Source organism: Legionella hackeliae, assembly GCF_000953655.1.
GTDB classification, from domain to species: Bacteria; Pseudomonadota; Gammaproteobacteria; order Legionellales; family Legionellaceae; genus Tatlockia; species Tatlockia hackeliae.
Genome location: NZ_LN681225.1, coordinates 2,280,197 through 2,294,087, shown reverse-complemented (window position 1 = coordinate 2,294,087; position 13,891 = coordinate 2,280,197). Strand labels below are relative to the sequence as shown.

The following is a 13,891-nucleotide window of genomic DNA, read 5'->3' as shown; positions in this document are numbered from 1 at the left end:
TTCAAACCCTTCGTTAAGAGGTACTGTCGTTGAACACTAATTCGTTTTGGATGCCTCGGACAAGCTGAGGCAAGTAGACGGTAGAATTTATATAGCGCGTTTGTTGGGTCAAACGACCAACTTACAAATGGTGTTTCGCCGCTTGCTATTTGTGAGTATGCCCATACTTAGCATAAGCATCTGGTGTTTAATAACTCTAATCTTGGATAATTTTTATTGAGTAAGTTGAGGTCCTTGACCCAACAATTATACCTTACTCTGTCAAATCTAAATTCGCATTGGTTAAGGATAGGCACTTAATTGCTTCACTTCAATCAGAATGGGGGTATGATGATGGCCAGTTTCTGCAAAAAAAACTGTTCCGGTAACAATAATGTTCTTATTTAATAACGTGCGTTGACTTTTGTATTGCTTAGAGTTTAGTAGCAATTGAAATGTGTGGGTTCTTTCTTTTCCTTGTCCACAATAACTGTCTTTTGTGTGCAAGACCCAATAACTCTCAGGTTTATCACCTTCTGCCACGCTACTGTAATTGGGTGGGCCAGGAAACGTTTGGCTTCTAAGCTCACCAATTAACTTGACTTGCGCCCCTGCAAGTAAACAAGTAGGCTTGGCCATTGCAAAGGAGGGCAAACTAAGAGCAAACAGGAAACCAAAAATAATTTTCATGTCCTTCCTTGAAAATCTTTTGCCAGTTATCGACCGATTCTTAAACACTCTAAGTCTCAAGTGCATAGTGGCTATTTTAAAGTCTATATAAGTGTTAATTCCAGTGCAAGAGGACGGGAGATTTAAGTTGTCAGTCAAAATTGGATTTAGATGAACAAATATAGTCAACTAACTACGACATTCTAAGAAAGAATGTCGTGGTTACAAGGTTTTATAGCTTAAATGTTTCTTTTAACCATTCTTTTGCTTCTTGACTCACTTTCTCATCTTGTAAGGCAGTTGTTACAATGATAACTTTCTTATCCTCTTGGTCACCACATATTTCATCCATTAATTGATTCCAGTTTTGCACTAACTGCGATGAAGAAATTTTTCCAACTTTAGCCAGAATGTCATAAGCACGCTGTTTCAAATAAGTATTCAATGCTTTATCCATCCAAGCTACAATTTCCGGTGTTAGTCCATGCTGTTCGAGTCCTTTCCCTTCGGCAAACCCTCTTTCGAATTTTTTGGTTCGAAGGTGAGCGTATTTCTTACCATAGAGATTATTGACCCAATCCATCAATTTTTTTCCTAAATAAATACCCGTTTCGGAATCTGGATCTTCGTGTAAAGCTTTTTTAAATTCTTCCACGAGATTAAACCACGTTTCTTCAAACATTTTCTTTTGCTCTAAGGTTGAATTAGATTTCATCTCGGTCTCGAATTGGGCATATTCCTTTAATTCATTAGGAGAAAATATTTCTTTAACCCAAGCATCTTCAAGTTGCTGCGTCATTTTGTATACCTCAATTAGTTCAATAACTTTTTTCCAGGAAATGGATTTATTATTGTTGCAATCATGAGATATGCGCTCCAATATAGAGCTTGCTTGCAATAATGACTCTGCCTTCTCACGTAAAAACCTTGATTGCATGGCAAGGTTGTTGGGGACATGATCATGCTTAGTCAGTAACTGCTTGATTTGAGAAAGCTCAAAACCAAAAAATTTAAGCGCAATAATTTGTTGCAACTTTAATAAATCCTCTTCGGAGTACAAACGATAATTATTACTTTGGCGCAAACTGGGTTTGAGTAAACCAATTTTATCGTAGTGATGCAGTGCACGCACTGACACTTGAGCGAGTTTTGCAAATTCTTTTGCGTACCATTGTTTCATCGTTTTTCCCCCTTGTTTCCAAGGTTAAGGTATGACGCAACGTTATAGTCAAGCATTTAAACCATGCATTTAATTTATTACCGAGTCATATGTCTTTGATTTGTTACAAAGGACTGAAGTGTCACCCTCATGGATATTGAGGGTGACATTGTTTGATTAGAATAAATTTTCTTGAGTATCAGCGTCTGAAGATGTTTGCGTATCGTCAGAGGAGGAGGGCTCTGTACTTGGCACATCCTGCTCACGGAAATATTCAACAATAGCATTGCTTTGATTATTATTAGCTAATAAACCTGTTTTTGGATCAATCCGCACAGCGACAACGTTCTCAGGTTGAGGAAGGTCTTTCTCTGGCATATTAATCAGAGCAACCTTCATAAAGTCGATCCACATTGGTAATGCCAGATTAGCTGCATATTCATGTAGAGATTGTGGATTGTCATAACCAACCCAGGTAGTCACTACTAAATCAGGGTTAAAACCCGCAAACCAGGCATCAACCTGATCATTCGTGGTTCCAGTTTTACCCGCCAAATCAGGACGATTTAATACTTTAGCGGCATGTGCTGTACCATGCTGAATGACACCTTTTAACGCTGTGGTCATTAGAAACGCGATATCGGCAGGGATAACTCGTGGAGCCATAGTTGCTGGATCAACTTTATCTAATTGACAGTTATCACAGGCTATAGATGGTTTGGCCTGGAGAAGGATGCCTCCATTATTGTCTGTAATATGATCAATCAAATAAGGTTCAACACGAAAACCGCCATTGGCAAAAACGGCATAGGCAGCAGTAAGCTCCAAAGGACTGACTGATAAGCTGCCTAAGGCTAAAGATAGCGCCTTAGGTAACTTGTCTTTACGAAAGCCAAAACGAGAAATAAAATCGATTGCGTAATCAAAACCAATATCATCCAAAACGCGAATAGAGACTAAATTTCGCGAATGGACTAATGCATCTTTAAGGCGGGTAGGTCCATTAAAGGTTAAATTCACATTATGAGGACGCCATAAATTTGCTTGACTCGGATCGTCTACTACAACAGGAGCATCGTTCACCAACGTGGCAAGCGTGTAGCCTTTATTAAGTGCAGCTGCATAAATAAAGGGTTTAAAGCTTGAACCTGGTTGTCTTTCGGATTGTGTAGCTCGATTAAACTTGCTTTTTTGGAAATCAAACCCACCCACCAGAGCTTCCAAAGCTCCATTATTAGGATTCAAGGCAACTAATGCGGCTTCCACCTGGGGAATTTGCGATAAGCGCCACTTATTATCTTGATTATGAACATAAACGATATCACCTACTGCGACAACTTGTTGCGCTTTAGTAGGAGCTTTACCCATCCAGCCGTGTTTCAGAGCAGGTCTCGCCCAGGATAATCCTTCCCAGGGAATGGTGAAATTATGACCATGTCGAGTGGCCGCCATAGCTTCTTTCTCACCAACTGCCAAAATTACAGCGGGCTCAAGACCATTAATCTCAGGGTATTGTACCAAGAGTTTATGTAGAGAATCGGGTGACTTACTATCCACACCGCTTATTTTCGCAACAGGACCTCTATAACCATGGCGTCGATCGTAGGCGAGAAGATTTTCAGTAACAACCTTATTGGCAGTAATTTGCAGAGGGCCTTTGATCGTTGTATAAACTTTATAACCTTTCGTATAGGCTTTAGCACCAAAATGGTCATACAGTGACTGACGAATCATTTCAGCCACATAAGGTGCACTTACCTCAATGTTGGTTCCATGATACTTAGCGGTAATCGGTTGGCTAATAGCCTCTTGATATTGTTTTTCAGTAATATATTTTTCCTCAAGCAAGCGCTCCAACACATGATCACGTCGTTTTTTGGCAGCAAGAGGATTGGCAATTGGATTTTGAGTGGATGGCGCTTGTGGTAAACCGGCAACCATAGCCAATTCGGCTAAATCCAATTCGCTTAACTGTTTGCCATAATATACCTCGGCAGCCGCCCCAACACCATAGGCTCGATTTCCCAAGTAGATTTTATTCAGGTAAAGCTCAAGAATTTTTTCTTTACTCAGCTCCCGATCGATTTTGATAGCCAGTAAAATTTCATTGAATTTACGTAAAAAGGTTTTTTTACGGCTTAAAAAGAAATTACGCGCTACCTGCATCGTAATAGTACTGCCACCTTGAGATTTTGTCCCTGTCTGAATCATACGGACAGTCGCTCGACCCAAACCAAAAATATCAACACCAGGATGTTCGAAAAAGCGTTGATCTTCAGTCGCTAGAATCGCATGAATTAGCATGGGAGGAATTTCTTCGTAGCTAACCGGTATTCGTCGTTTTTCACCATATTCTTGAATCAGTAATCCATCTTGCGTATAAATCCGCAAAGGGACCTGAAGTTTCACGGTTTTTAAGGAGTCTACATCAGGTAGTTGGCTTTCAAGGTAAAGATAAAGAAAGCTTACACACACAACAACCAGGAAAAAAAGGCTAAATAAAGCCCATAACCCTTTCCGCCAGAAATATGCTGATTTTCTCATCTGATATTGTAATGTTGATTAGTTCGATAATCTGCGGATTATAGCGCTATTTTATAGCATTTGGCGAACTTCTTCTGCTTGTTTTATTTGAGCTATTAAAATATTTAAAACTTTAGGAATTATCTAACGCTTTTTTAAATAAAATTTATGCAATTGCTGAGAGGAATTTATCTCTCTCTCAGCAGTAAGAAATGCTTATCATTCATCTGGGTCTAAGGGGGAGCCAAAGGAGGGGCTTGTACTTTTTTTAGACTCCTCATCTAGAATTGACGGCATTAGAGAAGTTAAGCCATTCATCCCCCCAAAAAAAGAGTAGGCGAGGGGATGAGGGTACGTTCTCACCTGAGCTGGTTTTAAGCGTAAAGCCTGGATTTCTTTTTTTAATACCCCTACTTCTTTTTCCAACTCGGCCTTTTCCTTTAAAATGGCTTCTTGAGTCAATAATATTTCTTTATTTTCTCCCTCAAGAGTTTTTGCTGTTTTCCTGAGTTGTTCATTCTCATGCGTCAATGCCTCAATGGAATTTATGCCTTCTTGTTTTTGGCTTTCTAGAGATAATTTTTCTTTTACTAAAGAAGCATTGGTCTCTTGCAAATCAACAATTCTCGAAGTCAATAGCGCATTTTCTTTTGATAAAAAGGGTATAGCGATTTCTTGCTGATGCTCTTTAAGCAATTCTTCGACAAAACTTGAAACTGTTGCGGGTTCATAGTCGGAAAGTTGCAGAGGTTTGAGGAATGCTTTTTCAATAATATGTCCTGAATTACAAGGGTAATAACCCTCCATTATTCCACGCATGAAACCAGGTATGCGCTCTTCTTTTTTATTGTATGTAATGGGGACCTCTGTACTTTGAGACGTTCTTAACAGTAATTGGATATTAACTATCAAGGCTTGTAAATGTTGTTGTACCAGGAGTCGTTCTTCTTCACGCAAGGGAATATCCCGGTCAACTAAAGGTTTTAACTGTTTAATTTCAAAAAGAAGATAATTAAGTAAACTCAGGCGCTTCACATAATCTTTAGTACCATCATTAATAACAGTTTGTAGTGCTTCTATAAATTCTAGATGAGGTTTTTTGAGTAAGACCTTTAATGATTCTGTTTTTAATCGCTGTGATACGCCGTAATCCAGAATAACTTGAGCTAAGGAATTGATGATAGTTTGCAGTCGTGACATAGAAACTCCTTTTAACATTTACGATTGATGCTAAAAAACTAGCTAATCCACTATATGTAAACAAACCGATGAGTGCAAGTGTTGGACAGTCGGTTAAGTCAGAAGTTAATACGTCAAATTTTAGGCCTAAAATATCCATCAATTTGATTTTCAAGAAAAATATTTATTTTTTTTTGGGATTAAGTTATATTTGCCTGCATGTAAGTTGGATACAGGAAAAGAGCAACTTACTTAAGTCCAATAAGCAAAATAAGGAATTGAAGTGTTCAAGCGTCTTCGCTCACGCCCGTCTTTGGGCATGGATATAACCCCATCAGAAATTAATATTCTCCAAATATCACATGTTGCTGACAACTATTGTATAGAAAACTTTGCTTCGTCAGTATTGCCGCCCCATACGATTGTTGATAATCAATTAAGAGATATAGATGCAATAGCGCATTGTTTAAAAAGAATTACAATGACTTCTTCTTTGTCCGGTAATTTTGTCGTGTTAGCTGTACCAGACTCAGCAATTATAACGAAAACTATCCAAATAAGGGCTGATTTAGTCGACGCGGAAATAGAAGAGGCTATTTATTTTGAGCTCTGTAAATATCTTAGTTACCCTCTGCATGAAATTAATATGGATTTTGTTATACAAGGACCCTGCGCGGAAGAAAAAGGGAAGTTGAATGTTCAAATTATTGCATGTCGTTCCGAGCAAGTTAGCAAACGCGTTGAGGCTTTGAAGCCTGCTAATTTATTAGCAAAGACAATAGAGATAGAGTCCAGTGCTATTGAACGAGTGGTCCCTCTGTTAGAAAAATCAAGAACGATACAGCAAATAGCAATTTTTAAAATTAATCATTTGTATATACAGCTGTATGTCTTTAAGGAAAATAATATAGTTTTTACTCATGAAGAGAAGTTTTGCAGCACTCAATGGTTCGATCCCTTAGGGTGGCAAAATTGTGAGGATCCATTTTCCCATATTGCACCTAGTACAAAACTAGAAAATATAGACGTCATAATTCGTCAAATTAAAAAAAACTTACAATTTTTTTATTCAACCCAAATGGATTGTGTTGTTGAACACGTTTTTCTTGCAGGTGAAAAAGAACTCTTAACTAAAATCTGTCAGAGATTGGAAGATAAAATCAAAATTCCAGTATCCATTGCAAACCCTTTCAAAAACATGGAGTACTCATCGAATATTTCATTTAGGGAAATCTTAGAAAAAGCGCCATCTCTTCTTATAGCGTGCGGCTTAGCACTTCGAGGGGAAGTGTAATATGAATGAAATTAATTTACTTCCCTGGCGTGCGCTAAGAAGAATGGAATTTAAGAAGAAATTAAAATTAATAATAACGACTGGTCTACTGGTGTCAGTTATCAGTTCAACAATTCTTAATTTTTATTTAAAAAATGAAAAAGCGAAACAATCCACTCGAAATGAAATTCTTATCCGAGAAATTGAATATTTAGATAAAAATATTAAGAAAATATCGAGAATTAATGCAAACATACGCTTAATTTCAAATCGTTTAAATTATTTAACGTACATGCAGGAAAACCCTGTTTTTATTGTTCATTTTCTTGATGAGTTATCAAGAAAAATTCCTGATAATATAAGTTTGAATTCATTATCAAAAATTAATGAAAAAATAATTATATTGGGACAGGCAAAGAATCATAAAGATATTGGAGTTATGATGAGAAATTTAGCAAATAATGCCTGGGTAAGAAATGCAGAATTGATTGAGATAATGAAAAAACAATCCCAAGGAGAGGCATTTAACGAGTTCAAATTAAAAGCTAATATGGAATTTCAGGATGATTCAAATCAACAAGAAAGAATCTAAAGCGATTAAGACTGATAAACTTGTTCAGTGGTTAGTGACATACAAATTTATAAGTACTACTTTCATTGCAATTTTAATTTTTACTATCAATTACTTGCTTTTTTTTAAGGAAACTAAAGCGCAATATGAGATGCTCATAGAGCAAGAGATTAGGTTAAAAGAAAGCTTTGAGAAAAAACAAGTTATAGCAGCAACAATTGATGATTATAACAAGAAGAAAGAAATTTTTAATAAAGAATTCAATAAGGTACTTAAATTATTTCCCAAAAAGAAAAATGTCTCAGCTTTGACGGAGAATATTTTTAAATTAGCCAGAGCAAATAAACTTGCGGTGAATTTTTTTGCTCCTATGCATGAGGTAAAGCGAGAGTTCTATGTCGAATTACCTATTCAACTTGCAGTAACCGGACAGTATGAACAGTTGGCAACCTTTTTAAGTCGGGTGGAGTATTTGCCTTATTTGATAACTTTTGGGGATTTTAAAGTGAGTAAAATAGTCTCAAAGAGTGCGAAAGACTTATCCAATAAGTTATTAATGAAAGTAACATTTAAAGTTATTACTCATCTATAAAATGACTCCGATAAGAAAAATAGTTTTAGGAGGTTGTATTTTAATGTTGGTATCTTGTGGGGCATCAGACAATGATTTATTTCAATATATTCAAAGGATAAAAAGTAGAAAAACATTGTTTCAAGGAAATATAACTGTATTTAAATCATTAAAAAAATTTAATTATCCCGTAAGTAATAAAAGAAATCCCTTTATTATTAGTAGCGCTGTGGATAAACAAAATTTAGAAGAAAATTATTCAAGGGAATTTAGACAGTTTATTTTTAATTCTTTAAAATTTGTAGGCTCATTGCAGTCAAATTCTAAAAGTTGGGTTTTAGTCAAAGAGCCTAATGGAAAAATTTCAGTCGTTAAGCCGGGGGATTGTATTGGGAAAGAGAATATAGAGCTCGTTAAAATTAATAACGAGGTGTTGCTATTTCGTACCCATTTTTTTTCAGATGGGAAATGGCAACAAAAAATAGTTAGGGTTAGATTAGGTCGTAAGGCTAAGGGTTAAATTTGTATAAATTACTTCTAGGCTTATGCCTGTTCTTTCCTTTTAGCAAAGAGATAGTGGCTCATAATTTTTCAATACCACAACCAACCAAAATGGATGTAAAAAGCGAAAAGAAAGATGGAATTATTAAAAGTAAATTAGGTGATAAGCGAATTTCCTTAAATTTTCAAGATATCGAAGTGAGAGTTGTTTTACAATTATTAGCTGAATTTACTGGAAAAAATATGGTTGTCAGTGATACAGTAACGGGGAATATTACGCTGAGTTTGAATGATGTATCCTGGGAACAGGCTTTGGATATTATTTTAACAACCCAATCCTTAGAGAAACGACGAATGGGAAAGATCATGTTTATCGCACCTACTGACGAGCTGACTAAACGTGAGAAAAATATACGGCAGGCAAAATTTGAAACAACCAATTTAGCTCCCCTACAGTCAATGTTATTTCGAATTAATTATGCAAAAGCTGCTGACATTGCTATTGTATTACAAGAAAAAAAAGAAGCTTTTTTATCAGAACGAGGTAGAGTGGCTGTTGACATTCGAACCAATAGTTTATGGGTTCAAGATCACCATAAGCAACTAAACATTATCACAAGGCTCATCAAACAACTTGATATCCCAGTCAGACAAGTGTTGATTGAGGCGCGTATTGTTAATGTTACTAAAGATTTTGCTCAAGATTTAGGATTGCGTTTTGGCGTTGCTCGAGCGGGAGCTTTGCGTGATCATTTAAAATCAAACGACGGCGCGTTCAAAAACTCAAACTCTTCGAACATTGCGTCGCTAACAGATAGGTTAAATTTTGATCTAACCGGGTTGCCAGGGGCAAGTTCATCTGCTTCTGTTGGTATAGCCTTGGCGAGGCTCAGTAATAATATTTTATTGGATTTGGAATTGTCGGCTCTTGAAAGTGAGGGGCGTGGGGAAGTAATATCTAGCCCAAGACTGATAGCGACTAATCAACAGCCTGCGTTGATTGAGTCAGGAGAAGAAATTCCTTATCAAGAGGCCACATCGAGTGGAGCAACTGCTGTGGCATTTAAAAAAGCGGTGCTCAGTTTAAAAGTTACTCCGCAGATAACTCCTGATAACAGAATTTTAATGGATTTAAAAATTAATCAGGATATACCATCACCAAAAGTTTTTAATGGTGTGCCAACGATTTTGACAAAAGAAATCCAAACCAATGTTTTGGTAGATAATGGTCGAACAATTGTCCTGGGTGGGATTTATAAACAAGATAAAAATAATGAGATTAATCGCATCCCTTTTTTAGGTGAATTACCGGTTGTAGGTCCATTATTTAGAAATCAATCTGTCTCAACTAGAAATGAGGAGTTGCTCATTTTCATTACTCCTAGGATAATATCAAACAATTTATCGCCAAAATCCTTTGATAGCCAAAGGCAGCGTGCTGTAAGAGATGTAAAATTAAAAAAATTTGGTAGGCAGTTGGAAAAAAGGCATTAAATTTTTTCTGGGGTGTACTATGTTAATCAAGGCATAAGGGTTTTCATCTTGTGTCTCAGTGAAGGGGTATGTAATTAAAAATGAGCATAGTTAAAGTACGAAATATATTTTTGATAGGGCCGATGGGAGCGGGTAAAAGCACAATAGGCCGTACTTTGGCAAAGGAGCTCAAGCTTGAGTTCTATGATTCTGACGAAGTAATAGAAGAACGTGCAGGAGCCGATATCTCTTGGATATTTGATATTGAGGGAGAAGAAGGGTTTCGTCGTCGAGAGCAAAAAGTGATTGATGAATTGACACAAAAAACCAACATTGTGTTGGCCACCGGTGGTGGTGTGGTTATGACACCTGAAAATCGTAATGCTTTAGCTGGACGAGGAACGGTTATTTACCTAAAAACATCGTTACAACAGCAATATGAACGCACCAAGCGTGACACGAAACGACCTTTGTTACAAACGGAAGATTTGGAAAGTCGGTTAGAAATGTTGCGAGATGAGCGAGAACCTTTTTACGATGAATTAGCTGATATTAGTTTTGAAACTGATAAATTAACTGTCAAAGCAGTAGCAAATAATATAATTAAATACATTTATGGCGAAGTTTGACTTGTATAAGGAGATAGTGCTTCGTTTACCTAGCCATCAGTATCCCATTATCATAGGATATAACGCCTTAAATGACCCGGCAATACTGAATCGTTATTTAGCAGGTGAACAGGTTCTTATTGTAACGAATGAAAAGATAGCGGCGCTTTATCTTGGCGATCTGCAAAAGGCATTTGCTGATAAACAATGTGATGTTGTTATTCTTCAAGATGGTGAAGAATTCAAAAATCGAGAAAGTTTATTTGCTATCTATGATACATTAATTGCTAAACATCATCATCGAGATACAACATTAATTGCGCTGGGTGGTGGGGTAATAGGTGATATTACTGGTTTTGCTGCAGCAACGTATCAACGTGGAGTGCGATTTTTACAGATACCAACAACCTTATTGGCTCAAGTTGATGCCTCTATAGGTGGCAAAACTGCAATCAATCATCCACTTGGAAAAAATATGATTGGTAGTTTTTATCAACCAGCCGCTGTAATTATTGATTTAAATACATTAAATACATTACCAAAGCGTGAGTTTCATGCTGGATTTGCTGAAATTATCAAGTATGCCCTATTGTCAGGTGGAGAGTTTCTGGAATTGGTTAGGAGTTTTTTACAAGAAGGAATGAATAACTCTTCGAGTCTGGCTGCAGTCATTAGCCAGTGTTGCCAGATAAAGACAAATTATGTCGAACAAGATGAGCATGAGATCACAGGAGTGCGTGCTTTTTTAAATTTAGGCCATACATTTGCTCATGCTCTAGAAGCCTATACCAACTATAGTCGCTGGCTTCACGGAGAAGCAGTAGCTATAGGACTTTATTGTGCAGCACTATTGTCTGAGCAATTTGCTCAATTGGACAAAACAACAGTACAACGTATTGATGAAATGTTGTTAATGGCAGAGTTACCTCGGCGAATTCCTAAAGATATTGACCTTGATCAATTGCGGATTGCAATGTCTCAGGATAAAAAGATAAAAAATAAAAATTTGCGCTTCATATTAATGAGAGCACCAGGAGATTGCTATATAGAGGCTAATGTATCCGAAAACCTGTTGCGCTCGGTATTGGAAGATGCAGTTGAAGGAGATTAATAAAATGCAAAATGTGATGCATGAATCTGAGAATAAAGAAATGACCAGCACTAAAAATACGTTTAAACCCAGTGCCTGGCTTACCAAAATTGATTTCATCAATCACCTGGTTTTATTTAATAATGCTTTAATCGCCATATTGGCTGAAGAGGGAGGCGGTAAGACAACGTTTAGTGAATTGTTACAGACTAGTCTGGATTCACAAATCAAATCATATTTATTAAAAGCCACTCCTCCTTTTTCTCAAGCTGGTTTATTAGCACAACTTGCAACATTGTTGCATTTACGTGCTGACTCTGAACTGACTTTTGCGAATTTGATACAGCAAATCAACGAGAGGAAAGCCCACATTCTAGTCGTTATTGACGATGCCCAACACGTTAGTGACAGCTTCTTAGTGGATCTCTTAACTGAATTAAAACAGCAGGGTGAACAATGCTTTTTCCATGTATGTCTGATTTCTGACTTTTCATTGGTGGCTAGCTTAAATAAACTGGAAGCAGCCTCTTTAGATCATTTAGTTCATCGTGTAGAGCCAGGTGCTTTAACAGAAAATGAAACCAAGACGTATGTTTTAAACAACCTTCCCTCACTTAAACGCATTGACTTAACGATGTCAGATAAGCGATTGGAGCAATTTTATCAGTTGACTGGCGGTAATATTGCACGCATCAATAAAGAAATGATTAGCTATTTTTGCCCAGAAACATTAAATTCTGCAAGTTTGCAAAAATCGTCTTATTCAAAATATATAGGCTTAAGTGCAACATTGGCAGTCGCCTTATTAGCTTCAGTGTATGTTTGGCAAAACCAGGATTTATTCAGGCAAACAAAACCTCCTGTTCAGGAGAGTACTCAACGTGTAGCAGCTGCTGAGAAATTATTACCCTCTGTGATTACTAGTACGCCAGTATTTCCCAACGAAGAACGCACTCTGGCCAGTGAGATACCAAATTACAATGAAAGGACGGATAGTTACATTCCTTCATTAACAGTTTCGTCTACAAGACAAGAAACACAACCCTCCCCACTAAAACGTGTAGTGGATATTGTGCTAGATGAAGAAGAGGAAAACAGCTCATTAGTGGTTATGGATAAGGTAGTTGTAATACCTAAAACTATTGGCAACACACCCGCTAAGCAAGTAGCAAGCCTGGAAAGAAACGTGGTTTCCACCCGAGATACTCCGAAAGCTATGGCTCACCCTGCATTGGCTTCTGAAGTAACAACAACCGTTGCTGTAAAAACTCCTGATAGCACAACACAACAGAAGCAATATACAGTGCAATTGCTTGCAAGTTTGAATCTTGAGGACGTAAAGCGCTTTGTGAATGACCATCATTTAACGAATACAAAAATTCGTCTAACCAAGCGACAAGGGATTAATTGGTACGTCTTAACGCTGGGAGAGTATGGTCGTTTTGATCAGGCACAACAGGCGGCGAAAAATCTTCCTGCAGGGTTAACCCAGTATAAACCCTGGATTCGTTCTACCACAGGGCTTAATGCATTGGGTTAAGCGTACGGTTAAGGCCTGGCGGTAGATTTTTCTGCTGCTTGGCCCAAGCGCGATAGCCAATTATTGACATAACGATGTACAGCAGCATGAGTAAACAATGAAAGGGTAATTGTTTATGAAAATACATGTAGCTATAAATTGCATCTGTTACAAACCAAAGAATCCATGTTGCTCTAATTTTATAACACATTAACCATTGCGCGGTTAAGCTTAGTGAAGTTGTTAAGCCATCTAGTACTGTGATGTCAGAATGGGTAAAATTATTTAGTAGCTCTACGATAAGCACAAAAAGACTGAATGTAATACCGGAAAGTATCAGCCACTGCTTGATGGATAAACGATTAATTACTTTCGTTGCATTTGAAGTTGGACTCTGCCATAAATACCAACCGTAGCACGTGCTGACGAAATAAAATGATTCAAGTAACATATCAGCATAGATTCCCTTTTGCCAATATAACGAACCATTAATTAGAGTGGCTAACAGGCTAGCCGGCCATGCTTTGTTATTCAGTTGAATGAAATAATAAGTAGCTAATAAGGAAGCTATGGTTCCTGCAACATCTAAAAACATACATTATCCCTTCGACGGCATTACCCGAACAGGTTCAATGGGTATTTCTCAGTCCTTAAAAGCATGGTTAGCTTTAAGAACACCCCTAATCTCGTTAAATCCAAGTCTATTTGAATTTAAGAGCAGTAAATTTTATAGTAAACTGCTACTTATGAAAATTAAATTTTCTTTTTTATTAGAA

At 37.1% G+C, this 13,891-nt stretch carries 13 protein-coding genes and 1 riboswitch; of the genes, 8 read left to right on the top strand and 5 right to left on the bottom strand.

The genetic code is table 11. From position 1 onward, the window contains the following. Positions 1–282: 282 nt before the first annotated feature. The 4 genes from LHA_RS10135 to LHA_RS10120 form a co-directional block, all read right to left on the bottom strand. Positions 283–669, bottom strand: a complete 387-nt coding sequence (locus tag LHA_RS10135) for a DUF4431 domain-containing protein (protein WP_052673677.1) — start codon at positions 667–669, stop codon at positions 283–285. A gap of 211 nt (positions 670–880) precedes the next feature. After that, entirely contained in the window at positions 881–1,828 is a 948-nt protein-coding gene (locus LHA_RS10130; protein WP_045106437.1) for a MerR family transcriptional regulator, read from the bottom strand. A 156-nt stretch (positions 1,829–1,984) separates the two neighbouring features. Further along, on the bottom strand, positions 1,985–4,351 hold the full coding sequence (locus tag LHA_RS10125) for a penicillin-binding protein 1A (protein WP_045106436.1): 2,367 nt from the start codon (positions 4,349–4,351) through the stop codon (positions 1,985–1,987). Positions 4,352–4,549: 198 nt separating this feature from the next. Continuing rightward, the gene (locus LHA_RS10120; RefSeq protein WP_045106435.1) at positions 4,550–5,530 is read right to left on the bottom strand and encodes an alanine--tRNA ligase; all 981 of its coding nucleotides are present in this window, start codon (positions 5,528–5,530) and stop codon (positions 4,550–4,552) included. A gap of 262 nt (positions 5,531–5,792) precedes the next feature. Between LHA_RS10120 and pilM the strand changes: the two genes are divergently transcribed. The 8 genes from pilM to LHA_RS10080 all read left to right on the top strand — a co-directional run bounded on the left by pilM (position 5,793) and on the right by LHA_RS10080 (position 13,136). Continuing rightward, complete coding sequence (gene pilM / locus LHA_RS10115) at positions 5,793–6,803, top strand: type IV pilus biogenesis protein PilM (RefSeq protein WP_045106434.1); 1,011 nt, start codon at positions 5,793–5,795, stop codon at positions 6,801–6,803. 1 nt (position 6,804) lies between these two features. Beyond that, complete coding sequence (locus LHA_RS10110) at positions 6,805–7,374, top strand: PilN domain-containing protein (RefSeq protein ID WP_045106433.1); 570 nt, start codon at positions 6,805–6,807, stop codon at positions 7,372–7,374. Next, the gene (locus LHA_RS10105; RefSeq protein ID WP_052673676.1) at positions 7,346–7,945 is read left to right on the top strand and encodes a type IV pilus inner membrane component PilO; all 600 of its coding nucleotides are present in this window, start codon (positions 7,346–7,348) and stop codon (positions 7,943–7,945) included. The genes LHA_RS10110 and LHA_RS10105 overlap by 29 nt, the downstream gene beginning before the upstream one ends. A 1-nt stretch (position 7,946) precedes the next feature. Then, positions 7,947–8,444, top strand: coding sequence for a pilus assembly protein PilP (locus tag LHA_RS10100; protein ID WP_082060331.1), 498 nt, complete (start codon positions 7,947–7,949; stop codon positions 8,442–8,444). Between the two features lie 2 nt (positions 8,445–8,446). After that, positions 8,447–9,919: a type IV pilus secretin PilQ gene (locus tag LHA_RS10095; protein WP_231861898.1), complete on the top strand. Its 1,473-nt coding sequence runs from the start codon at positions 8,447–8,449 to the stop codon at positions 9,917–9,919. 80 nt (positions 9,920–9,999) lie between these two features. Next, a complete protein-coding gene (aroK, locus tag LHA_RS10090) occupies positions 10,000–10,527 on the top strand; it encodes a shikimate kinase AroK (RefSeq protein ID WP_045106431.1) in 528 nt (175 codons plus the stop codon). Then, positions 10,514–11,617 (top strand): 3-dehydroquinate synthase, encoded by a 1,104-nt coding sequence (gene aroB, locus LHA_RS10085; protein WP_045106430.1) that lies wholly within the window; start codon positions 10,514–10,516, stop codon positions 11,615–11,617. Before aroK ends, aroB begins: the two co-directional genes overlap by 14 nt. A 4-nt stretch (positions 11,618–11,621) precedes the next feature. Further along, positions 11,622–13,136 (top strand): AAA family ATPase, encoded by a 1,515-nt coding sequence (locus tag LHA_RS10080; protein ID WP_045106429.1) that lies wholly within the window; start codon positions 11,622–11,624, stop codon positions 13,134–13,136. Here the strand turns inward: LHA_RS10080 and pnuC are convergent. Then, the gene (gene pnuC, locus LHA_RS10075; protein WP_045106428.1) at positions 13,120–13,710 is read right to left on the bottom strand and encodes a nicotinamide riboside transporter PnuC; all 591 of its coding nucleotides are present in this window, start codon (positions 13,708–13,710) and stop codon (positions 13,120–13,122) included. The two genes, LHA_RS10080 and pnuC, sit on opposite strands and share 17 nt — an antisense overlap. Next, positions 13,699–13,807, bottom strand: a riboswitch (TPP riboswitch). (Overlaps the previous gene by 12 nt.) Between the last annotated feature and the right edge of the window lie 84 nt (positions 13,808–13,891).